Source organism: Variovorax sp. V213, assembly GCF_041154455.1.
Lineage (GTDB): Bacteria > Pseudomonadota > Gammaproteobacteria > Burkholderiales > Burkholderiaceae_C > Variovorax.
This window is the reverse complement of record NZ_AP028664.1, coordinates 2,460,173-2,482,290: the sequence shown is the minus strand read 5'-3', so window position 1 is coordinate 2,482,290 and position 22,118 is coordinate 2,460,173. Positions and strand designations below refer to the sequence as shown.

Here is a 22,118-nt window from a genome sequence, read left to right as displayed (position 1 = left end):
ATGGCCAACGCCGCTCCCAACAACACCCCGAACCCCGTCAAGCCCCCGAAGCCGCACGCCCGGCTCGAGAAATGGATCTGGATCCTGATCTACGGCGGCCTGTTTCTCGTGATCCTCGGCATTGCCACGGGCCGCACCGAGCCGGCGATCGGCTGGTCGATGGCTGTGCCGGGCGGCGTGATCGCCTTGGTCGGCTTTGCGCTCATCTACGTGCGCTCGCGCCTCGGCGACAAATAACAGGGAAAGGCAGGCCATGCTCAAGCACATCGTGATGTGGAAGTTCAAGGACCACGCCGAAGGCGCCGACAAGGCGACCAATCTCCGCAAGGCCAAGGCCTTGCTCGATGCCTGCGCCGGCCTCTCGACCGACATACGGCGCTTCGAGGTGGCCATTGCCCAGCCCGGCCTCGAAGCCACCTACGACCTGATCCTGAACTCGGAATTCATCGACGCGGCTGCGCTCGCAGCCTACGCCGGCCATCCGCAGCACGTCGCGCTGAAACCGTTCATGGGCGCGGTTTACGAAGCGCGCCAATGCATGGACTACCAGACCTGAACCCCATCGAACACCGGAGACACCCATGACACCCCGCACAACCAAGCAACTCTTCGACCTCACCGGCAAGACCGCCCTCATCACCGGCGGCTCGCGCGGCCTGGGCCTGCAAATGGCGCATGCGCTGGGTGAAGCCGGCGCGAAGATCATGTTGAGTTCGCGCAAGTCTGAAGATCTCGAGCAGGCGGCGGCCGAACTGCAATCGGCCGGCATCGACGCGCGCTGGATCGCCGCCGATTGCTCGAAGGAAGAAGACACGCGCCGCCTGGCCGACGAAACGCTGCAGCGCATGGGCGCGATCGATATCCTCGTCAACAACGCGGGCGCCAGCTGGGGCGCGCCGGCCGAGAGCCATCCGGTCGAGGCCTGGGACAAGGTGATGAACCTCAACGTGCGCGGCTACTTCATCCTGTCGCAGCAGGTCGCCAATGGCTACATGATTCCGAAAAAGACCGGCCGCATCATCAACATCGCCTCGATCGCGGGCCTCAACGGCAACCCGCCCGAGATGCAGACGCTGGCCTACAACACCTCGAAGACCGCCGTGATCGGCTTCACGCGCACGCTCGCGGCCGAATGGGGCAGGTACAACATCAACGTGAACGCGATCTGCCCGGGCTTCTTCATGACGAAGATGGCCGCCGGCCTGATCAAGTCTCTGGGCGAGGAAAAAATGGCCTCGCACGCGCCGCTCGGCCGGCTTGGCGACGAGGAAGACCTGAAGGGCATCACGCTGCTGTACGCCAGCGATGCAGGCAAGCACATCACCGGCCAGTGGCTGGCGGTCGATGGTGGCGTGAGCGTGGTACTCGGTGCTTGAAATGGCCGAAGAAGATTCCACCGACATCAACATCCGCTCGTACACGAGCCAGATTCCGTTTGCGCGCCATCTCGGCTTCGAGCTCACGAGGTTCGAGGGCGGCGAGTCCGAGATCATCTACACGGCCAAGCCCGAGCACCTGAATACCTTCGACGTGACGCACGGCGGTGCCTGCATGACGCTGCTCGACATCACCATGGCGGCCGCCGCGCGCAGCGTGGCTCCCGAGATGGGCGTGGTCACCATCGAGATGAAGACCAGCTTCATGCAGCCCTCAGTCGGCCCGCTGCACGCACGCGGCACGCTCATACACCGCACCGCGACGCTGGCCTTTACCGAAGCCAAGATCTACGACGAGCTGGAGCGCGTGTGCGCGCATGCCACCGGCACCTTCAAGTACGTGAAGCGCCGCCTGCCCACAGGCCCCGCGAGCGCCAACGCGATGCGCCCGCCTTCCACCGATTAATTGCATTCCCCCGGAGACTCTCATGCCTACCAACAAACAGATCCACCTCGACAACCGCCCCGATGGCGAAGCCGTTGCCGGCAACTTCAAGCTCGTGACCGCCGAAACGCCCGCGCTCAAGGACAACCAGGTGCTGGTGCGTCACCACTACATGAGCCTCGACCCGTACATGCGCGGCCGCATGAACGATTCCAAGAGCTACGCGCAGCCGCAGCCGCTGGGCCAGGTGATGCAGGGCGGCACGGCCGGTGAAGTGGTGGAAAGCAGGCACCCCAAGTTCGCCGCCGGCGACAAGGTGGTGGGCTTCGGCGGCTGGCAGGAATACAGCGTGGTCGATGCCTCGCAGCCCGGCGCACTGAAGAAGGTCGACACCACGCACGTGCCGCTGTCGCACTACCTGGGCGCAGTGGGCATGCCGGGCGTCACGGCCTGGTACGGCCTGGTGAAGATCATTGCGCCCAAGGCCGGCGAGACGATGGTCGTCACGGCCGCCAGCGGCGCGGTCGGCAGCGCCTTCGGCGCGCTTGCCAAGGCGCGCGGCTGCCGCGTGGTGGGCATTGCGGGCGGCCCGGACAAGTGCAAGTACGTGACCGATGAACTCGGCTTCGACGCCTGCATCGACTACCGCCAGCATCCCGACGTGAAGAGCATGAGCGCCGCGCTCAAGGAAGCCTGCCCGAACGGCATCGATGGCTACTTCGAGAACGTGGGCGGCTACATCTTCGACGCCGTGCTGCTGCGGGCCAACGCCTTCTCGCGAGTGGCGCTGTGCGGGATGATCGCGGGCTACGACGGCCAGCCACTGCCGCTGGCGAACCCGGCCCTGATCCTCATCAACCGCATGAAGATCGAAGGCTTCATCGTCAGCGAGCACATGGAGGTGTGGCCCGAGGCGCTGGCCGAACTCGGCGCGCTGGTCGCCACCGGTAAGCTCAAGCCGCGCGAGTCGGTTGCGCAAGGCATCGAATCCGCCCCTGAGGCCTTCCTGGGTTTGCTCAAGGGCAAGAATTTCGGCAAGCAACTGGTCAAACTGATCTGAATGGGTTGAACGCACGGCAAGGTGGCCGGTCATGCGTGCCGCGCCGGACCGCCCCAAGCAAGCCTGCACCGCAGTGCGAAGCACGGAGGTATTCGAATGAATTCGACGCATGAGGTCTTCAACCAGCCCGAGCCGCTGGTGGACTACAACCTCTTCGAAACCAACCGGCCCCTTCGCGATGCGTTGAAATTCAACGCGCCGCAGCTGCACGTGGCGCAGCTGCAGGAGCTCGGGGTCACCCTCGGCTCGGCCGAGATGCAGGCCCATGCCCGGCTCGCCAACACCCACGCACCCGAGCTGCACACGCACGACCGCTTCGGGCGGCGCATCGATGAGGTGGAGTTTCATCCGAGCTATCACCTTCTGATGGCAGCCGCGGTGGGCGCGGGCCTGCACGGCACACCTTGGACGGCCACCTCGGAATCGCCCCACGTGCAGCGTGCCGCCGGCTTCATGCTCTTCACCGAGCTGGAGCCGTCGGTCCTTTGCCCCGTCTCGATGACCTACGCGGCCACGCCGGCCCTGCGCGGCAATGCCGCCGTGTACGCCGACTGGGGCCCGAAGCTCGGCAGCCTCTGGTACGACCCGGCGCTTGCCTTCGCCAAGGACAAGCCCGGCGTGACCATGGGCATGGGCATGACCGAGAAACAGGGCGGCTCCGACGTGCGGGCCAACACCACCGAGGCCGCACGCGACGGCAGCGACGACTGGGGCGAGCGCTATGCGATCACCGGCCACAAGTGGTTCTTCTCGGCGCCCATGTGCGATGCCTTCCTGGTGCTGGCCCAGGCGCCGGCCGGCCTCAGCTGCTTCTTCCTGCCCCGGGTGCTGCCCGACGGTACCCGCAACGCCATCCACATCCAGCGCCTGAAGGACAAGCTCGGCAACAAGGCCAACGCCAGTTCCGAGGTCGAGTTCCACGGCGCCAGCGCATGGCTCGTGGGTGAAGAAGGGCGCGGTGTCCCGCAGATTCTCGAGATGGGCACGATGACCCGGCTCGACTGCGCGCTGGGCACCAGCGGCCTGATGCGGCAGGCGCTCGCCATCGCGCTCAACCATGCCAGACAGCGCAGTGCCTTCGGCAAGCCGCTGATCGACCAGCCGCTCATGAAGAACGTGCTGGCCGACCTCGCCCTCGAAAGCGAAGCCTCCACGGCGCTGGCCATCCGCCTCGCGCGCGCCTTCGACCACCAGGACGACGCGCACGAGCGGCTGATGGCCCGCCTGCTCACACCGGTCGCCAAGTTCTGGATCTGCAAGCGCGGCAGCCACTTCGCCCAGGAGGCCATGGAATGCCTCGGCGGCAACGGCTATGTGGAGGAGGGCGGCGAAGGCATCATGGCCCGCATCTACCGCGAGATGCCACTCAATTCGATCTGGGAAGGGGCCGGCAACATCATGGCGCTCGACCTGCTGCGCGGCCTGCGAAAGGGCGATGCGGTGGCCGCGCTCACCAAGGAACTGTCGCCGGCGCGTGGCCAGCATGCGGCGTTCGACCGGCTGGCCGACGCGCTGCCGGCCCGCATCGAGGCCATGGCCTCCGAGGCCGGGGCGCGCCGGCTGGCGCAGGACGTGGCCCTGGCGGTGCAGGCTTCGCTGCTTGCGCAGACCGCGCCAGCGGCCGTTGCCGACGCCTTCTGCGCATCGCGCCTTGGCGGCGACTGGGGCAACGCCTTCGGCACACTGGGTGCGGGCACCGATTTCGATTCGATCATCGAGCGCGCGCAACCGCTCTGAACACGACAGTCAAGCACTCCACCGGAAACAGCACATGGCCGACCTCATCCTGCACCACTACACCACCTCGCCGTTCTCGGAGAAAGTTCGCCTGATCCTCGGTGCCAAGAAGCTGCCGTGGAAGTCGGTCTTCATTCCGCCGATCATGCCCAAGCCCGATGTGGAAGAGCTCACGGGCGGCTACCGCAAGACGCCGTTCCTACAGATCGGCGCCGACATGTATTGCGACAGCGCGCTCATCGCCGACGTGCTCGAGCACCTGCAACCCGAACCCACGCTCTACCCCGAACCCGAGAAGGGTCTGTCGCGCATCCTTGCGCAGTGGGCCGATACCACGCTGTTCTGGGCCGCCATGGCCTGGAGCCTGCAGCCGCGGGGTGCGGCCGAAGTGTTCGCCAAGGCGCCGCCCGAAGCTGCCAAGGCCTTCGGCGAAGACCGCGGCAGGATGAGCGCCGGCAACATGACGCGGCTGCGCCCGGCCGACGCCACCGGCGCCTACAAGTCGTACCTGCGCCGCCTGTCCGACATGTTTGACGACAAGCCCTACCTGCTGGGGGAGGTGCCGTGCATCGCCGATTTCTCGGCCTATCACCCGCTCTGGTACACGCGCCGCATCGAATCGGTGAGAACCATCCTCGACCTGACGCCCGCGGTGCTCGACTGGATGGACCGCATGGCAGCCATCACTCACGGTGCGCCCGAGAAGTTCAGCTCGGAGGAGGCCATTGCCGTTGCCAAGGCCGCCACGCCGCACACCCTGCTGACCGACAGCACCTTCCAGGACGACCACGGCATTCCGCTGGGCAGCGCGGTCACCGTCCGCGCCGAGAGCTTCGGCCTCGAGGAAACCCCCGGCACGCTGGTAGCCGCGACGCGCACGCATTACACACTGGAGCGCAGCAGCGAGCGCGTCGGCACGGTGCATGTGCACTTCCCGCGCATCGGCTATGTGCTCAAGAAGGCGGAGGCCTGACGACCTTCCGGGCGGGAACCTTCGTGACTGCGTCGGCGCGCGTTCCGTATTTCAATAGGGCCTTCAACGTCAGAGACATTCAACGCAAGAAGGACACCGGCAAATGATTCAGGACTTCAAGGGCAAGACGGCCGTACTCACCGGCGCGGGTTCGGGCTTCGGCCTCGAGTGCGCGCGCATCGGAGCCGCGCGCGGCATGAACTTGGTGCTCGTCGACGTGCAGCAGGACGCGCTCGACAAGGCCCGGGCCGAGATGGAAGCCGCCGGCGCGCAGGTGCTCGCCCGCAAGGTCGACGTGTCGAGCGCCGCGCAGATGGAGGCCCTGGCCCTTGCGGTGAAGGAGCGCTTCGGCGCGCCGCATTTCGTGTTCAACAACGCCGGCGTGGGCGCTGGCGGCCTGGTGTGGGAGAACACCGTGGCCGACTGGGAGTGGGTGCTCGGCGTCGACCTGTGGGGCGTGATCCACGGCGTGCGCCTGTTCACGCCCATGATGCTCGAAGCCGCCGCCAAAGACCCGGGCTACCGCGGCCACATCACCAACACCGCCAGCATGGCCGGGCTGCTCACGCCGCCCAACATGGGCATCTACAACGCCGCCAAGGCCGCGGTGGTGAGCCTGACCGAAACCCTGTACCAGGACCTGAACCTCGTCACCGACCAGATCGGCGCGAGCCTCTTGTGCCCGTACTTCGTGCCCACCGGCATCACCAGCAGCGAACGCAACCGCCCCAACGCACCCAAGGAAACCGAACTCACCAAGAGCCAGCTCATCGGCCAGGCCATGAGCAACAAGGCCGTGAGCAGCGGCAAGATCACCGCGGCCGAAGTCGCGGCCAAGGTATTCGACGCCATCAGTGACAACCAGTTCTACGTTTTCAGCCACCCGAAGGCGCTGGGCAATGTGCGCAGCCGCATGGAGAACATCGTCGCGGTCAAGAACCCGGCAGACCCGTTCCTCGAGCGGCCCGAGATCGGGCAGAAGCTGCGCGAGCAGTTGCGCGCGGCCTGAACGGCCCGCGGCCGCACCTCACGTCGCGCCCCAGACACCCGATGGGGCCGTGCGTGCAACGTAGGCGGCAAAGCTGCGCGGCGGGCGGCCCAGCGCCTGCTCCACGCCGTGCGCGACGGGCGTGTTGCGGCCGTCCAGAACGGTGTTGAACAGGTAGACCACGAGCCCGGCAACGTCGGGCGGCAGGCCGGCTTCGGCCAGGGCCAGGGCGTAGGCCTCCTTCGAGATGATCTGGCAGGCGATCTCGCGGTCCGTGGCCTGGCCGATCTGCGCGATGGCGTCGGCGAAGGTGAGCGCCTGCGGGCCCGTCACTTCATAAAGCTTGCGGCTGTGGCGGCCGCCGACCAGCGCTTCGGCGGCGATGTCGGCAATGTCGTCGGCATCGACGAAGGGCTCCGGTGCCAGTCCTTCGGGCAGGGTGATGGCGCCCGCGACGATCTCGTCGAGAAAGTAGTTCTCGCTGAAGTTCTGGAAGAACCAGCTGGCGCGCACGATGGTCCAGTCGAGCGAGGTGGCTTGCAGTGCTTTCTCGGCATCCAGGGCCTCCGGTTCGCCCCGGCCCGAGAGGAGCACGATCTTCTCGACCCCGGCCTCGGCGGCGGCATCGAAGAACGCGGTCACCGTCTCGACGGCGCCCGGCACGCACAGGTCCGGCTGGTAGGCCACGTAGACGGCGCGGACGTCCTGCAGGGCGGACTTCCAGGTCGCGCGCTCCTCCCAATCGAAGCGCGGCTCTGTGGAGCGCGAGCCGACGCGCACCGCATGCCCGGCGGCGCGGAGGCGGGCCAGAACGCGGCCTCCGGTCTTGCCGTTGGCACCGAGTACCAGAATGGGATGCGCATCATCCCGGGTGCTGCTGATTGCCATTTTCGAACTCCTTGAGATAATGTGAGAAATGCTCACATAAAAAATGATAGTTACTCACATTTTGAATGTCAACCCCGAGGTGCGGCCATGAGTCGCGCCGCATCGTCGCGCTCTCGGGTTGCAGTCGCGGAACCGCCCACGGCAAGAAAAAGCCCCATCCAGGAGCGGAGCAAGGCGCGCGTGGAGCGCATCCTCGAAGCGGCTGCCGAGCTGATCGTGCGAGGCGGAAGCGACCAGTTGAAGATGAGCGAGGTCGCCACCTCGGCCGGCATTTCGATCGGATCGCTCTATCAGTACTTCCCTGAAAAATCCGCGCTGATCCGCATGCTGGCGGAGCGCATCAACGCACGCAGCCGGGAGTGCATCCGGGACGGCCTGAAGGACGTGACCGACCTCGCCAGCCTGCAGTCGTCGTTCGCGGGGCTGGTGGACGTGTACTACGCGATCGTCAACGAGCGGCCTGTCATGCGCGACATCTGGAGCGGCATGCAGGCCGACAGGCAACTGCTGACGCTGCAGATTGCCGAGAGCCGCGTCTGCGGACAGATGCTGGCCGACGCCATGCACAAGGTGCACGGCCGTGCCAATGCGAAGCGGATCGGGCAGGCCGCCTTTCTGATCTGGGAGATGGGCGAGGCCACCATCCGCCTGGCCATCGCGGTCGATCCCGCGGAAGGCGCTGCCCTGGTGGAGGCGTTCAAGCGCATGGCGCTGCGGGAAATCACGACCCCTCTGGCGTAAGTCCCGGCGGCCGGGTCACGCCGCGGCCTGCGACGCAATCCACTCCCACACGGCGCGAATCGCGGCTTCGTCTTCCCGCCCATTCGCCACCGCGAGAAAGTAGCTCCCGGTATCGAGCGCAGGCCCGAAGGGCTGCACCAGCGCGCCGCTGCGCAGCTCTTCCGCCGCGAGCGTGAGGCTCAGCAGTGCCACGCCGTGGCCCGCGAGCGCGGCCAGGATGGCGTGGGTTTCGTCCGAGAACGACAGGCCGGCGGCCTTCATCGAACGGCCCCTGGGCGGCGCAACGCCCGCTTCGCGGAACCACCGCGACCACGGTGCGGGCGCCACCGCGCCAGGCTGCCAGTCGGAATGGATCAGCTGGTGCTTCGGCAGGTCGCCCGCGCGCTTCAGGCCCAGCATCGGGCTGCACAGCGGCGCGTAGCGCTCGGACATCAGCTCGCGCACCACCAGGCCCGGCCAGTTGCCGCTGCCGGAGCGCACCGCAATGTCGGCGTCGCCACGCGCCAGGTCGACCAGCGTGTCGCTGGCATGCAGCCGCAGTTCGATGCCGGGGCAGGCCTTGCGAAAAGCCGCCATGCGCGGCAGCACCCAGCGTGCGGCAAAGGCGGTGTTGGTGGTGAGCGTGACGGCCCGCGATGCGACAGGTTGACGCAGCCTCTCGACGCCAGCCTCCAGCGCATCGAAGCCGGCGCGCAGATCGTCGAAGAGCCGCTCGCCCGCGGGCATCAACGCAAGCTGCCGCGTGAGCCGGAGAAACAGCGGCCGGCCCAGCGTGTCTTCGAGCGAACGCACCTGGTGGCTGATGGCAGAGGGCGTGACCGAGAGTTCGAGCGCGGCGCGCTGAAAGCTCAGGTGCGCGGCAGCCGCTTCGAACGCGCGCAGCGAGAGCAGCGGCGGCAGGCGGCGAGGCCGGCGGATGGATGAGCCAATTTCGTTCATCGATGGAGAAATGATCGTTTGTCGCTGGATGGGTTTATCTCTAGATTAGAGATCCGTGCAGCCATTCTGGCAGCGCAAGACAGAACAAATCAACTCATCCATGAAGACCATGAACCTGAACCTTCTTCATATCGACGCCAGCGCCCGTCCGGGCCGGTCCGACATCGACGCCCACGGCTCGCACACGCGCAGGCTCTCTGCGCGCTTCGTCGAGCGCTGGCGCAAGGCCCGGCCGAACGACCGCATCGACCATCTCGACGTCGGCCAGCATCCGCCCGCCCACGTGAACGGGCGCTGGATCCACGCCGCCTTCACTCCCCCCGCCGAGCGCGAACCCTGGATGGCGGACGTACTGGCCGAAAGCGACCGGCTCGTCGACCAGCTGGTTGCCGCCGACGTGATCGTGGTGGGCTTGCCGATGTACAACTTCAGCGTGCCCGCGCAGTTCAAGGCCTGGATCGACAACATCGTGCGCGTGGGCCGCACCTTCGGCTTCGACCGTGCGCGCGGCGCGGTGCCTTACTGGCCGATGCTCGCGGACGCGGGCAAGCGCATGGTGCTGCTCGGCGCGCGCGGCGACCGCGGCTACGACCCCGGCGGGCGCATTGCGCACCTGAACCACACCGAGAGCAGCGTGCGCTCGGTATTCGGCTACATCGGCATCACCGAGGTGGTCGAGGCGGCGGTGGAGTGCGACGAGTTCGGCGGCGAGCAGCTGGCGCAGTCGCTGCGGCGTGCCGAGGAGGCCGTCGATCGCCTGGTGGGTCAGCTCATCGGTACGACAGCACCAGCCCGTGCACCAGCCGCGTCCAGCCGTCCAGCATCACGAACAGCAGCAGCTTGAAGGGCAGCGAGATGGTGGTGGGCGCGATCATCGACATGCCGAGCGCCAGCAGCACTGTGGCGACGATCAGGTCCACCACCACGAACACCAGGTAGATGATGAAGCCGATTTGGAAGGCACGCGTCAGCTCGCTGAGCGTGAAGCTCGGCACCAGCACCATGAAGTCGTCGTCCCTCAATTGTTCGGCGCGCGCCTTCGGCCAGATGTTGGAGGCCGACTTGAGGAAGAACTGGCGCTCGCGTTCGTGCGTGTGCTTCTGCAGGAACTCCTTCACGGGCACCTTGGCGGCGTCGATCACCGCCATGATGTCGCCCATGCTTTCGCCCTTGATGCCGAAGTTGCGGTTGCGCAGGGTATCGCCGATGTCCATGCCGACCGGCGCCATGATGTAGACCGTCAGGATGATCGCGATGCCGTTCAGCACCATGTTCGGCGGCGTCTGCTGCAGGCCCAGCGCGGTGCGCAGCAGGCCGAACACGATGACCAGTTTGGTGTAGCTCGTCACCATCAGCGCCGCGAAGGTCGCGAAGCCGAACGCGACCATTACCGCGACGAGTGTGAGAGGCTCCGGTATTCCGCCTTGCATGGGGAGCCCGCTCAGACTTCGCCGGGAGCGAACTCCGACACACGCACGCCCAGGCGGTCGCCCACGGCGACAAGGTAGCCCTTGCCCAGCACGTTGCCGTGCGCCAGGATGCGCACCGGGCTGCGGTTGAGCGGCTCGGCCAAGTCGAACACGTGGCCGGCGCGGATGCTCTTCAGCTCGCCGAGCGACAGCGACAGTTCGCCCACCTCGAAGCGCAGCGTCACCTCCAGCGCATCGAGCCGGTCGATCGGCAGGTTGACGTTGTCTGCGGCGGGCGCAGGATCGGCGGGCGTATCTGGCTTCATGGCACTGTCTCTCGATTGCTGAACGGTGATGCGCGAGCCCTCCGCAACGGCCGAGAGGTGCAGCCCGCCGGGGCCTCCCAGCTCGGCGGTGACGACGATCGCGGCACCCGAAGAACTCCATTGCTCGATGCCGACGATGTCGCCGGGGCGGATGCTGCTGATCTCGCGAAGCTGGATCGGCGTGCTGCCGAGCCGAAAGCTCACCGGCATGCGCAATGCGCGGAAAGCTTCGCTCGTTCGCACGGCATGGCGAGGTCCGGTGGCCGGGGGCACGAGGGCGTCGAGCGTGGCGGCATCGTCGAACTGCACGCAGCCGCGCAGCATCGCGCCACCGTCCGATGGCGTGGCAACGAAGAAGGCGGCGCGCTCGGGGTCGCAATGCATGAGCGGCTGTTCGCGCGATTCACGGATGGCGGCCGAAGGCTGCCATTCGAAATGCAGGCGCAGCGCCTTCTCGAGCGCGTCGATCACCGGGTGAAGCGCGTCGGCCAGCAGGATGTAGCGCAGGTCGCGCGGCAGCAGGTCGATGCGGCGCTCGCCGAGCAGCGCCTGCATGCTCGGCGCATCCATGGCGAGATGGCCGATGTGCGCGCCAAGCTTGAAGCTGTAGCTCTCGCGGGTGGTGTGGGCAAAGGCTTCGTCGTGCTGCCACGCGAGGCGGTAGCTCGTGCCCTTGGCCGCCAGGCCGTGCCAAGGCGCCACCGCATGGAGGCGGTTGAGCGCACGCACATTCGCTGCATCGGCGCGAGGCAAGCTGCGAGCCTCGCCGAGCTCGGTCACCGCTTCAGCAGGCCCGGCCGGCATGCATGCTTTCGTTCGAACAACTTCTGCGTCTTGTCACTATCTACGTACTTTCAGGCAACGCGAACACCTTCGCATCGGGTCGGCGCAGCTTAGCGAAAGGGGCAGGGCGCAGGTAGTACGCAAAAGCGTAGTGCCGCGCGCGCCACAGGTCCTTCGTACTTACGAAAACTCGTGGTTGCCGCGGACGGAGGGCGGCGCTTAGAGTCCACCGCGACGTGAGGTTCTTCACGCTCGATGTGCGTCGCGAGGCGATGCGCATCCAACAAAAACTCCAAGAAATTCAATAGAGCAAGGACGCAATGGCGAGTCCCTCGCGATCATTTCAACCCTACCGCGGCAGCTTTCGCGACCTGCTGGGCAATGCCGGCCGCTACAACGACTTGCTGCTCGCAGGCCTGCTCGTGGTGGTGGTGGCGTTGTTCGTGCTGCCGCTGCCTACGCCGCTGCTCGACCTGCTGATTGCGAGCAACCTGGCCATCAGCCTGGTGCTGTTGATCGTCGCGATGTACGTGCCTTCGGCGCTGTCGCTGTCGACCTTTCCGTCGCTGCTTCTTTTCACCACCTTGTTCCGGCTTGCGCTCAACATCGCGTCGACCAAGCTGATCCTGCTGCAAGCCAACGCCGGCCACATCATCGACACCTTCGGCAAGCTGATCGTCGGCAACAACGTGGTGGTGGGCGGCGTGGTGTTCCTCATCATCGCCATCGTGCAGTTCATCGTGATTGCCAAGGGTTCGGAGCGCGTGGCCGAGGTGGCGGCGCGCTTCGCGCTCGATGCCATGCCGGGCAAGCAGATGAGCATCGATGCCGACGTGCGCGCCGGCGTGCTTTCTTCCGCCAAGGCGCAGAAGCAGCGCCGCTTGCTGGAGCAGGAGTGCCAGCTGCACGGTGCGATGGACGGTGCGATGAAGTTCGTCAAAGGCGATGCCATTGCCAGCATCGTGATCGCGCTGGTCAACATCCTCGCGGGCATCGCCATCGGCACGCTGATGCACGACATGACGCTGGGCGGTGCGCTGCAGCGCTACGCCATCCTGACGGTGGGCGACGGCATGGTGTCGCAGATTCCGTCGCTCTTGGTGTCGATTGCGGCGGGCATCGTCATCACGCGCGTGAGCACCGGCGACCGCCGCGACTCGCAGCTCGCGCAGCAGATCGGCGAGCAGATGATGGCGCATCCGCGCGCGCTGATCATCGCGGGCCTCGCGGTGGCCAGCTTCCTCATCGTTCCCGGTTTTCCGAAATGGGTGTTCGGCCTGCTGGCCGCCCTCCTGATCGGACTGGGTCTTGCAATGCGCATGCTGCGCCAGCAACGCAACACGCCGGGCTGGATCTCCCACGGCGACGGCGTGGCGTCCGAAGAAACCGACACCGACCATGCCATTGCCGCGCCGCTGGCGGTGCGCCTGTCTTCGGGCCTGCGCAGTGCGGTCGACCGCTTCGTACTCGACCAGCACCTGTCGCTGGTCAAGAACTCGGTCGAATCCGACCTCGGGCCGATCTTTCCGCGGCTGCAGCTGAACTACGCAGAGGGCATGGCCGATAACGAGTATCAGGTGCTGGTGCACGACGTGGCGGTGGCCCGCGGCATGCTCAAGCCGGGGTGGTTGCTGCTCGACCCCGCGCAGGCGGTCTCGACCCCGCCCGGTGCGGAAGTCGCCGAGCCTTTCGGCCCCTTTGCGCGGGCTGTCTGGGTACCGGACCCGGAGCCCGGCATGACGGCGTGGACCGGCGCCCAAGTGGTGAGCCTGCATGTCGACCACACCGTGCGCCGCCACGTGAAGGACCTGATCGGCCTGCAGGAAGTGCAGCGCCTCTTGCATTCGGTGCAGCGCGATGCGCCCGAGCTCGCTGCCGAAGTGCTGCGCGTGGCCTCGGCGCAGCGCATTGCCGAGGTGCTGCGCCGGCTGCTGCAGGAAGGCATTCCGATCCGCAACCTGCACGCCATCTTCGAGAGCCTGACCATGTGGGCCGCCAAGGAGCAGGACGGTATTGCGCTGACCGAGCTGGTGCGCATCCATCTCGGGCGCTACATCACGAGCCGCTATGTCGGCGCGAATCGCCAGCTCGAGGCGATCCTGTTCGAGTCCAGCCTGCTGGACCGCGTGCAGAACGCCATCGAGCGTTCGCCGCGCGGCAACCTGTTGCTCTTGAGCCCGGCCGTCACGCAGGACATCCGCGAGCAGCTGCGCCGCATTCTGGGTTCCACCGCCAACCGCGTGGTAGCCATCGCGTCGTCGGACGTGCGCCGCTACATCAAGAACCTGATCGAACCGGTGGCACCGCACATGGCGGTGCTGTCCTACCAGGAAATAGACGACGACGTGGCCCTGCAACCCGTGGGCTGGATCACCAATCCCCAAGCGCATTGATGAACGACAACAACGACCTGTTTCCCGAGGGAGCCGAAGCCCACCATGACACCGCAGAACATCCTGGACATCACGCGCGAGGGCCTGCTGCTCGTGCTGTGGATCTCGCTGCCGGTGGTGGTGGTGGCCACGCTGTCGTCGCTCATCGTGGCGGTGCTGCAGGCCGTGACGCAGGTGCAGGACCAGAGCATCGGCCAGTCGGTGCGTCTCATCGCGGTGATGGTGGCGATCATCGTCACGGCCGGCTGGCTGGGGCGCGACGTGATGCGCTTCGCGGAGCGCGCGTTCCTGTCGCTGACAACGCTCTCATGACTGCCGCGATGCGGATCGTTGTGCGCCTTGTTCTCGTCCGCCGGCAGGCCTTCATGATGCTTGGTTGTGCCGTGCTCATGCTGCTGCTCGTGCAGCACAGCCTGGCCGCGGAGTTCCGCTGGCAGAACAGGCCTTTCCAGATCGTTGCCAACGAGAAGCCGCTCGGCGACTTCCTGCGCGAGCTGGCCTCCTCGCAGGGCATCACGGCGGTGATCGATCCCAAGGTCAACGGCGTCATCAGCGGCAAGTTCGACGGGCCCGCGAAGAACATCCTGAACAGCGTGTGCGCGGTCAACGGGCTCACCTGGTATTTCGACGGTGCCTTTCTGTTCGTCGACCTGGCCGCCGATGCAAAGAGCGAGGTGCTGCCGATCGCGGCGGAGAATGCCGGGCGCATTGCCGAGACGCTGGTGCGGCTGCACATCTCCGACGAGCGCTATCCGCTCAGCATCAGCGAGCGCGACGCCAGCGTCTACGTGACCGGCCCGCGGCGCTATGTGGAGATGGTGCGCCAGGCGGTGAAGCTCGCGGACCAGAAGACCGCGATGGCCGAGGGTGCCGAAATCCGCCTGTTCCCGCTCAAGTACGCCTGGGCCTCCGACTTCCGCATCAACCGGTCGGGCAAGGAGACGGTGATTCCGGGCGTGGCCAACGTGCTGCGCAGCCTGTACGGCCGGAGCGGCAGCCAGTCGTCCGGCGGCGGCGGGCGCGGAACCGGCGGGCCCCTCTCGGTGGGGCCGAACCGGCAGATCAAGCTGCGCAGCGGCGAGGCCATCAACGCACCCAAGATCGACATTGCCGGCGCCGGCTCGGGCGGCGATGCGGCCACGCTGGGCGGCATGTCGAGCATCGTCGGCAACGAGCTGCCGCAGTTCCAGGCCGACACGCGCATGAACGCCGTGCTGGTGCGCGACATGCCCGACAAGATGGCGCAGTACGCGCGGCTGATCGAATCGATGGACACGCGCCCGCGGCTCGTGGAGATCGAGGTGACCATCATGGACATCAGTTCCGACACGCTCAGCAGCCTGGGTGTCGACTGGCGTCTGCACGGGCGGCACGCCGACTTCCAGACCGGACGCGGTGACCGCGGGCCGCTGACCTGGGGCGGCACCGGCAGCGAAGCCGGCCAGATCGGAAGCTTCGACACCACGGGCAATCCGCTCACGCCGCTGGGCGGCATGTTCACCGCCGCCATCGGCAACAGCGCACGCAACTACCTGCTCGCCCGCGTGACTGCGCTGGCCACCAACGGCAGCGCCAACTTCGTGGCCCGCCCCAAGGTCATGACGCTGGACAACACCGAGGCGGTGCTGGAGAACCTGAGCGAGTTCTACGTGCGCGTGGACGGCTTCCAGGACGCGGGCCTGTTCAGCATCACCGCCGGTACCGCCGTGCGCGTGACGCCTCTCATCATCGACGAGAAGGCCGGGCGCGGCGTGATGATGTCGATCGACATCGTCGATGGCGACCTGAGCCCGCAATCCGTCGACAAGATTCCGATCGTGCGCCGCCGCACGGTCAACACGCAGGCACTGGTCGACGAAGGCGCGAGCCTGCTGATCGCCGGCTACTCGTCGGAAGAGAAGAGCAATGCGATCACCGGCGTTCCGCTGCTGAAGGACATCCCCGGCGTGGGCGGCCTCTTCAGGTACACCGACAAGAAGCAGGCCAACATGGAGCGCTTCTATCTGCTGACGCCGCGCCTCGTGACGCCAGGTTCCACGGCCTCGGTGCCGATGTTGCCCCTGCCCGAGCCCGGAGGTTGACGATGAATGGCGAAGTTCCGTTCGACGACGACGCCCGTGCCGAGCCAGCGGCCCCGCAAGGCGCGCAGGCCGCCGGCTGGTGCCTGCGCTTCCTGAGCGGCGCGGTGAAGGGCCGCACCATCGTGCTCAAGCCCGGCATCAACGTGCTGGGCTCGGGCGGCGAATGCGAGGTGATGCTGCCGGGCGGCGACGTGCTGCCGCGCCACCTCGCGTTCACCGTCGGCGAGCTGGTGGTGTCGATGCAGCGCCTGGGCACCGCCTCGGCGCACCTCAACGGCGAGGAGATGCAGCAGCCGCGCAAGAGCGTGGTCGCCGGCGACATCGTGAGCGTCGGCCAGATTGACTTTCAGCTCGACCGCACCTATCCCGCCAGCGCGCAGGAAGATCGCATGTTTGCGCCGGTGCACGGCGCACTACCCGAGGGCGAGGCGCTGGCGCAGCAGCAGGGCGCGGGGGCGCAAAGGCTGGGCCTGTGGGTAGGCGGCGTGGTGGCGATTCTGGCCGTGCTCGGGCTCGCGGCCACGGCGCTGATCGGCGATGGCGGCGGCGCCATGAACGGCGGCAGCGTGAACCTGGCAGAGGTGGAAAAGGCACTCGTGCCGTTCCCCGAGGTCGAGGTGATCGCAGCGCCGGGCGGACAGTTCGGCGTCAAGGGGTATGTGGAATCGAAGCAGCGCCGCAAGACGCTGGAAGACGCCATGGCGCGCTTCGGCAGCAGGGTCAGCGTCAACGTGCATTCGGCCGAGGACATGGTCGAGCAGGCGCGCCGCTACGTCGACGATCCCGGCGTGGCTGTGACCTATACCGGCCAGGGCCGGCTGGCGCTGACCGGCACGGTGGAAGACGCCGCCGTGCGGCAGAAGATCCGCCGCCTCAGCGAAGACCTGCATCCCTCGGTGCTGGTTTCCGACAAGGTGCAGTACCGCGAAAAACCCAAGACCGAGAGCAAGGACGACGATATGCGCGCCCAGTGGGACAGCTGGCAGAGCGTGCTGCCGGCCCGCATGGTGAGCATCACCGAAGACGGCGAGGGCCTGCGCCACATCCAGCTCTCGAACGGCAACCGCTACTACGAAGGTTCGGTGCTGCGCTCCGGCGCCGAACTGAAGCGCATCGACGCCGACGGGCTGGTCCTGAGCGGCGGCGTGCCCAACAAGAAACCCGCGAGGTGAAGGACATGTTTTCCTTCATCCCGCGCCCCCGATTTCATGCGCAGATGCACCGCGGTGCGCCGCATGGAATGGCTTCGCCGAATGGCGGAGTGCCTTCATCCGCAACTGAAAAAAACCTCAACCTTTGACAGGAGTTTCACCATGAGCGCAGTCGACACCTCGATCCAGCAAATGCAGCAAGCCGCGGCCGACCAGGCTCGCCTGATGAGCGTCAGCATGGCTGCGGGCGCCACCATCTCGGGCGCAGCCGCCACGGCACAGACGGTCAACGGCGCCAACGCCGCCGGCACCGAAGTGGCGAAGTCCACCGGCAACGACATCCGCCAGTCCGCCAAGCAGAACTGACGGGGAGGCCCGCGTGGAGCCGTAAGGCTTCGCGCGGCCTTTTTTCTTTTCCGAGGAGAGTGAAACATGACCGATCCCATTGCGTCGGCTGCCGTTGGCGCACCGCCACCGGAAGCCGCGGCCTCCGCCTCAGCACAGGCTGCGCAGCAGTCCGCCGCCAGCCCGTCGCGCTTCGAGCCGGGCGAGACGCGCATGTTCGCCAACATGATGCAGGGCGTGCAGGCACCGGGCGGAACGGCCGCGCCCAGCGCGATCGGCGACGCGGCCAAGTCGCTGGCCGCGCAGTTGTCGGGCAACGTGCGCTCCATCGAGGACATGCGCAAGAGCATGCTCGAGTCGATCGATTTCGCAGACCCCATCAAGACCATGTTCGTGATGACCGACCACGCCATGGAAGCCAACATGATGTTTGCGCGAATGCATATTTCCACCGGGCTGGCCAGCGCCGCGACCAGCCTGTTCGGCAGCCTGCTGAAGAACCAGCAATGAAGACACTCCCACGCCCGCGCTGGCTGGCCGCGCTCGTGCTGTTGCTGGCATTGGCCGGCTGCAAGGTCGCGCTCTATTCCAACCTCAAGGAGCAGGAGGCCAACGAGATCGTCGCGGCCCTGTCGGCCGAAGGCATCGGCGCGGCCAAGACCAAGCTCGAAGGAAGCAACTGGCAGGTCGAGGTCGAGGAAGACCGGCTGAGCCAGGCGCTGGATGTGCTGCGGGTGCAGGGCCTGCCGGCCGAGCGCTACGCCAGCATGGGCGAGGTGTTCCAGAAGCAGGGCCTGGTGTCCACGCCTTCGGAGGAGCGCATGCGCTACATCTATGCCATCTCGCAGGAGTTGTCGCAGACCTTACGCAACGTCGACGGCGTGGTGTCGGCGCGGGTGCACGTGGTCATCCCGGCCAACGATCCGCTCAGCGAGAAGATCCGGCCCTCGTCCGCGGCGGTGTTCATCAAGCACCGTCCCGACGTGGATCTGCGCCTGCTGGCGCCGGCCGTGAAGGACATGGTGGCGCACAGCATCGAAGGTCTCACGCACGACCAGGTCTCGCTGTCGCTGTTCGAGGCGCGCCGCACAACCAGTGCCGCGGCCGCGGGCCACGCGGCCGGCGCGCCGATGGTGCTGGGCATTCTCTCGACGCAGACCGCCATGGTGCTGCTGGGCCTGCTGCTGCTGGCCGCCGTCTGCCTCATGGCGCTGCCCACGCTGCTGCGGCGCCGAGGCCAGGACTGGCGCACCTGGATGCGACGCCAGGTGCTCAACAAGCGCTGAGCGCACGCCCATGCCCGGATCGACCGCAGCGCCGCAACCCGTTGTTCCAGCCATGCCCGGCCCGATGGACCTGGTGCGCCTGGTGATGCGCTTCAACCTGCATCCCGAGGCCGACCTGCATCCGAGCTGGCTGCCGCCTGATTGGCCGGCGCGGCACCGGTCGGTGGCGCGCATGGGGCCCGCCGGCCGCGCCGTTCTGGCCGAGCTGCTGCGACGGCGGCAGGCCCCGGAACCGGTGCAAGCACGCGCCCTGGCCGACTACAACTTCGACTCGCGGCTCAAGCGGCTGGCGCTGCTCGACGCCGCCTCGCTGCGTCGTCTCTCGGCGTACCTGGGCTTCTGCGCGCACCTGCCGCTTTTCAGGCTGCGCGGCGGTGCTGGCCTGGAGATCCGCCGCCAGGCGCGCCGTTTCGACCGCGACGCCGTCGACTTCGTGCTCGACCGCGTGCCCCAGCTCACCGAACTGCGCATGGACGGCACCGTGCTGCAGCAGCGCCCCCTGGCCACGGGCCGCGTGGTGCTCGACCGCGGGTATCGCCTGCTGCTGGGCGCCGCCGCATCCGAAGGGGCGCTCGTACAGGGTCGCCTGAAGCACAAGCTGCCGCGCCGCATCTCCGCCCTGAGCGTGCCGGCATTGGAGCCGCGCCAGGCCTCGCAACTCAATGAACTGATGCTCTCCTGCATCGTTCCCGAAAGACTTCCGCAATGGGACTGGCTTTTCTGATCACCACCGACAACCTGCAGCTACTGAGCGAGCGCAAGGTGCTGAAGGAGAACGAATACGCGGCGCTGCTCGATGCGGCGGCGGTGGTGGACATCGCGCGCAAGGAGGCAGCGCGAATTGGCCAGCAAGCCGAGGACGGCGCCGAAGCCAGCCGCCGCAAGGGCTACGACGAAGGGCTTGCACAGGCCCGCGCGGAATACGCCACGCAGCTCGTGTCCGAAAGCATGGCCGTCGAGCGGCAGTTGCACGCGCTGCGCACGTCAATGGCGCAGATCGTCGTCAAGGCGGTGGGGCAATTCCTGGCCGAGGCCGATCCGGCAGTGCTGTTCCGCTCGGCCCTGGTGCGCGTGGAGGCACTGCTGCGCGCGGAGTCGTTCATCACGGTGCGCGTGGCGCCTGCGCAGGAAGCCAACATGCGCGAGACGCTGCACCGGCTGCGCAGCGATGCCAACTGGAGCATGGCCATGACCATCACGCCAGATCCCGATCTGCCGCCCGGTGCCTGCATGGTGCAAACCTCGACCGGCGTGCTGGAGATCGGTGTCGACGCCCAGCTGGAGGCCTTTCGCCGCGCGGTCGAACAGGGCGGCATGCCGCCATCGGGGAGGCTTCAATGAGCGCACGACCAGCCGCGGCACCGCGCGGCGTCGGCATGTCCGGCGCGGCGCTGGACATCGTGGCCGAGCTGGAAGCGGCTTTCGCGCATGTCACGCCGGTGGCCATGCGCGGCCGGGTCAGCAAGGCGGTTGGCATGCTGATCGACGCCACCGGCATCCAGGCCCACGTGGGTGAGTTGTGCGAGCTGGTCACGCCCGGCGAGCCGCCGCTGCTGGCCGAAGTGGTGGGCTTTCGCGGCAACACGGCCATCCTCACGCCGATGGGTCCGATCACCGGCATCTCGGCGCTGACCGAGGTGGTGCCCACCGGCCGTGGCCACGCATGCCCGGTTGGCGCGAACCTGCTGGGCCGCGTGCTCGACGCACTGGGTCAGCCCATCGACGACCTCGGCCCGCTTGCCACGCACACGCGCCTGCCGGTGCACCGCGAGCCGGTGAGCCCATTGGCGCGGCGCATGATCGACGCGCCGCTGGCCACCGGCATCCGCGCCGTCGACACGCTGCTGACGCTGGGCGAAGGCCAGCGCATCGGCGTATTCGCGCCGCCCGGCGTGGGCAAGAGCACCTTGCTCGGCATGCTGGCGCGCGGCTCGACGGCCGAGGTGAACGTGATCGCGCTGATCGGCGAGCGCGGACGCGAGGTGAAGGAGTTCATCGAGCACAACCTCGGCCCCGAGGGGCTGGCCAAGACGGTGATGGTGGTCTCCACCTCCGACCGGCCGCCGATGGAGCGCATCAAATCGGCCTATGCGGCAACCACCATCGCCGAGCACTTCCGTGACCAGGGCAAGAAGGTGCTGCTGCTGGTCGATTCGCTCACGCGCTTTGCGCGCGCGCAGCGCGAGATCGGCCTCGCGAGCGGAGAGCCGCCGACGCGCCGCAGCTACCCGCCGTCGATCTTTTCGATGCTGCCGCAGCTGCTGGAGCGTGCGGGACAGGGCAAGACCGGTTCCATCACCGCGGTGTACTCGGTGCTCACCGAAGGCGACGAAGAGAACGACCCGATCGCCGAAGAGGTGCGCTCCATTCTCGACGGCCACATCGTGCTGTCGCGCAAGATCGCGGCGGCCAACCGCTATCCGGCCATCGACGTGCTGGCCAGCATCAGCCGCGTGATGCCGCTGGTGGCTTCGCGCGAACATTGCGCGGCGGCCGCGCACTTTCGCAGCCTGCTGGCCAAGTACCAGGAGATGGAGCTGCTGGTTCAGATCGGCGAATACAGGCCGGGCACCGATGCGCTGGCCGACCAGGCGATCCGGGCGCGACCCGCGATGCTCGACTTCCTGTCGCAGCCGCCGAAGACCAGCCTTCCTTTCGAGCAATCGCTGGCGGCGTTGCTGCGCGGCGCACCGCGAACGGAGCACGCCGGATGAGCAGCGACTGGAAGCTCCTGGCCGACGTGCGCGAGCGGCAGAAAACCGTCGCCATGGGCGTGGTTGCGCGCGACCGCGCGGCCGCCGAGGAGAGCCAGGCCCGACTGAGGCAAGCCGAGGCTCTGCGGCAGCAGCAGGTGCAGAACAAGCTGCAGCACTGGGAGGCCACCCGGGGGGCGCTCTCGGGCGGCCAGTTCAGCGTGGCTGAGTTCCGGCATGCGGGCGCATGGAGCGGTGCGCTCGATGCGCAGATCGCAGAGGCCGGAGAGGCCGCGGCCCAGGCCGGGCGGGCACACACCGAGCGCGAACAGGTGCTGGAGCAAAGCCGGCGCCAGCTGCGCGCCGCCCACGGCGAGGTCGAGAAGGCTCGTCAGATGCAGCAGCGCGCGCGCGCCGAGCACCTGCATCTTCAGGAGCTGCGGATCGAAGACACGAACGAAGAGAGCACCGCGCAGGCCTGGGCCATGCGCCGGCCGGCCTAGC

Annotated in this window: 25 protein-coding genes; 21 read left to right on the top strand and 4 right to left on the bottom strand. The window is 67.2% G+C overall.

The features are described 5' to 3' along the window. From ACAM55_RS11830 to ACAM55_RS11795, 8 genes are all read left to right on the top strand, one after another. Positions 1 to 237 carry a hypothetical protein gene (locus ACAM55_RS11830; RefSeq protein ID WP_369656177.1) on the top strand — a complete coding sequence of 79 codons (237 nt, stop codon included), beginning with the start codon at positions 1 to 3 and terminating at the stop codon, positions 235 to 237. A 16-nt stretch (positions 238 to 253) separates the two neighbouring features. Then, positions 254 to 556, top strand: coding sequence for a Dabb family protein (locus ACAM55_RS11825; protein ID WP_369656176.1), 303 nt, complete (start codon positions 254 to 256; stop codon positions 554 to 556). Positions 557 to 581: 25 nt separating this feature from the next. Continuing rightward, positions 582 to 1,376, top strand: coding sequence for an SDR family oxidoreductase (locus tag ACAM55_RS11820; protein WP_369656175.1), 795 nt, complete (start codon positions 582 to 584; stop codon positions 1,374 to 1,376). Between the two features lies 1 nt (position 1,377). After that, on the top strand, positions 1,378 to 1,842 hold the full coding sequence (locus ACAM55_RS11815; RefSeq protein ID WP_369656174.1) for a PaaI family thioesterase: 465 nt from the start codon (positions 1,378 to 1,380) through the stop codon (positions 1,840 to 1,842). Positions 1,843 to 1,864: 22 nt separating this feature from the next. Further along, positions 1,865 to 2,881: an NADP-dependent oxidoreductase gene (locus ACAM55_RS11810; RefSeq protein ID WP_369656173.1), complete on the top strand. Its 1,017-nt coding sequence runs from the start codon at positions 1,865 to 1,867 to the stop codon at positions 2,879 to 2,881. A 96-nt stretch (positions 2,882 to 2,977) separates the two neighbouring features. Next, positions 2,978 to 4,618 (top strand): isovaleryl-CoA dehydrogenase, encoded by a 1,641-nt coding sequence (locus ACAM55_RS11805; protein WP_369656172.1) that lies wholly within the window; start codon positions 2,978 to 2,980, stop codon positions 4,616 to 4,618. A gap of 34 nt (positions 4,619 to 4,652) precedes the next feature. Further along, positions 4,653 to 5,591, top strand: a complete 939-nt coding sequence (locus tag ACAM55_RS11800) for a glutathione S-transferase family protein (RefSeq protein ID WP_369656171.1) — start codon at positions 4,653 to 4,655, stop codon at positions 5,589 to 5,591. Positions 5,592 to 5,694: 103 nt separating this feature from the next. Beyond that, complete coding sequence (locus ACAM55_RS11795) at positions 5,695 to 6,600, top strand: SDR family oxidoreductase (RefSeq protein WP_369656170.1); 906 nt, start codon at positions 5,695 to 5,697, stop codon at positions 6,598 to 6,600. An 18-nt stretch (positions 6,601 to 6,618) separates the two neighbouring features. Here the strand turns inward: ACAM55_RS11795 and ACAM55_RS11790 are convergent, their stop codons facing one another. Next, a complete protein-coding gene (locus ACAM55_RS11790; protein WP_369656169.1) occupies positions 6,619 to 7,467 on the bottom strand; it encodes an SDR family oxidoreductase in 849 nt (282 codons plus the stop codon). A gap of 87 nt (positions 7,468 to 7,554) precedes the next feature. On the opposite strand from ACAM55_RS11790, the gene ACAM55_RS11785 reads away from it, so the two are divergent. Beyond that, positions 7,555 to 8,208, top strand: a complete 654-nt coding sequence (locus ACAM55_RS11785) for a TetR/AcrR family transcriptional regulator (protein ID WP_369656168.1) — start codon at positions 7,555 to 7,557, stop codon at positions 8,206 to 8,208. A gap of 15 nt (positions 8,209 to 8,223) precedes the next feature. Here the strand turns inward: ACAM55_RS11785 and ACAM55_RS11780 are convergent, their stop codons facing one another. Then, positions 8,224 to 9,147, bottom strand: coding sequence for a LysR substrate-binding domain-containing protein (locus ACAM55_RS11780; protein ID WP_369656167.1), 924 nt, complete (start codon positions 9,145 to 9,147; stop codon positions 8,224 to 8,226). A 100-nt stretch (positions 9,148 to 9,247) separates the two neighbouring features. Between ACAM55_RS11780 and ACAM55_RS11775 the strand changes: the two genes are divergently transcribed. Continuing rightward, on the top strand, positions 9,248 to 9,991 hold the full coding sequence (locus ACAM55_RS11775) for an FMN-dependent NADH-azoreductase (RefSeq protein ID WP_369656166.1): 744 nt from the start codon (positions 9,248 to 9,250) through the stop codon (positions 9,989 to 9,991). On the opposite strand, the gene sctR is transcribed toward ACAM55_RS11775, so the two are convergent. Together sctR and sctQ are read right to left on the bottom strand one after the other, a co-directional pair. Further along, positions 9,918 to 10,577 (bottom strand): type III secretion system export apparatus subunit SctR, encoded by a 660-nt coding sequence (sctR, locus tag ACAM55_RS11770; RefSeq protein WP_307640795.1) that lies wholly within the window; start codon positions 10,575 to 10,577, stop codon positions 9,918 to 9,920. The two genes, ACAM55_RS11775 and sctR, sit on opposite strands and share 74 nt — an antisense overlap. Positions 10,578 to 10,588: 11 nt before the next feature. Next, a complete protein-coding gene (gene sctQ, locus ACAM55_RS11765) occupies positions 10,589 to 11,686 on the bottom strand; it encodes a type III secretion system cytoplasmic ring protein SctQ (protein ID WP_369656165.1) in 1,098 nt (365 codons plus the stop codon). Between the two features lie 299 nt (positions 11,687 to 11,985). Between sctQ and sctV the strand changes: the two genes are divergently transcribed. From sctV to ACAM55_RS11710, 11 genes are all read left to right on the top strand, one after another. After that, positions 11,986 to 14,058 (top strand): type III secretion system export apparatus subunit SctV, encoded by a 2,073-nt coding sequence (gene sctV, locus ACAM55_RS11760; RefSeq protein ID WP_369656164.1) that lies wholly within the window; start codon positions 11,986 to 11,988, stop codon positions 14,056 to 14,058. Between the two features lie 45 nt (positions 14,059 to 14,103). Continuing rightward, positions 14,104 to 14,370 (top strand): type III secretion system export apparatus subunit SctS, encoded by a 267-nt coding sequence (gene sctS / locus ACAM55_RS11755; protein ID WP_093019443.1) that lies wholly within the window; start codon positions 14,104 to 14,106, stop codon positions 14,368 to 14,370. After that, positions 14,367 to 16,139 (top strand): type III secretion system outer membrane ring subunit SctC, encoded by a 1,773-nt coding sequence (gene sctC / locus ACAM55_RS11750; protein ID WP_369656163.1) that lies wholly within the window; start codon positions 14,367 to 14,369, stop codon positions 16,137 to 16,139. The genes sctS and sctC overlap by 4 nt, the downstream gene beginning before the upstream one ends. A gap of 2 nt (positions 16,140 to 16,141) precedes the next feature. After that, complete coding sequence (locus tag ACAM55_RS11745) at positions 16,142 to 17,311, top strand: FHA domain-containing protein (protein ID WP_369656162.1); 1,170 nt, start codon at positions 16,142 to 16,144, stop codon at positions 17,309 to 17,311. A gap of 141 nt (positions 17,312 to 17,452) precedes the next feature. Further along, entirely contained in the window at positions 17,453 to 17,656 is a 204-nt protein-coding gene (locus ACAM55_RS11740; RefSeq protein ID WP_007834711.1) for a hypothetical protein, read from the top strand. A gap of 66 nt (positions 17,657 to 17,722) precedes the next feature. Then, positions 17,723 to 18,145: a hypothetical protein gene (locus ACAM55_RS11735; RefSeq protein ID WP_369656161.1), complete on the top strand. Its 423-nt coding sequence runs from the start codon at positions 17,723 to 17,725 to the stop codon at positions 18,143 to 18,145. Next, on the top strand, positions 18,142 to 18,921 hold the full coding sequence (sctJ, locus tag ACAM55_RS11730; RefSeq protein WP_369656160.1) for a type III secretion system inner membrane ring lipoprotein SctJ: 780 nt from the start codon (positions 18,142 to 18,144) through the stop codon (positions 18,919 to 18,921). The genes ACAM55_RS11735 and sctJ overlap by 4 nt, the downstream gene beginning before the upstream one ends. 10 nt (positions 18,922 to 18,931) lie before the next feature. After that, positions 18,932 to 19,645, top strand: coding sequence for a type III secretion system protein (locus tag ACAM55_RS11725; RefSeq protein ID WP_369656159.1), 714 nt, complete (start codon positions 18,932 to 18,934; stop codon positions 19,643 to 19,645). After that, complete coding sequence (sctL, locus tag ACAM55_RS11720; RefSeq protein ID WP_369656158.1) at positions 19,627 to 20,262, top strand: type III secretion system stator protein SctL; 636 nt, start codon at positions 19,627 to 19,629, stop codon at positions 20,260 to 20,262. The genes ACAM55_RS11725 and sctL overlap by 19 nt, the downstream gene beginning before the upstream one ends. Then, complete coding sequence (locus ACAM55_RS11715; RefSeq protein ID WP_369656157.1) at positions 20,259 to 21,635, top strand: FliI/YscN family ATPase; 1,377 nt, start codon at positions 20,259 to 20,261, stop codon at positions 21,633 to 21,635. Before sctL ends, ACAM55_RS11715 begins: the two co-directional genes overlap by 4 nt. After that, the gene (locus ACAM55_RS11710; RefSeq protein WP_369656156.1) at positions 21,632 to 22,117 is read left to right on the top strand and encodes a serine kinase; all 486 of its coding nucleotides are present in this window, start codon (positions 21,632 to 21,634) and stop codon (positions 22,115 to 22,117) included. The genes ACAM55_RS11715 and ACAM55_RS11710 overlap by 4 nt, the downstream gene beginning before the upstream one ends. Position 22,118: the final 1 nt, after the last annotated feature.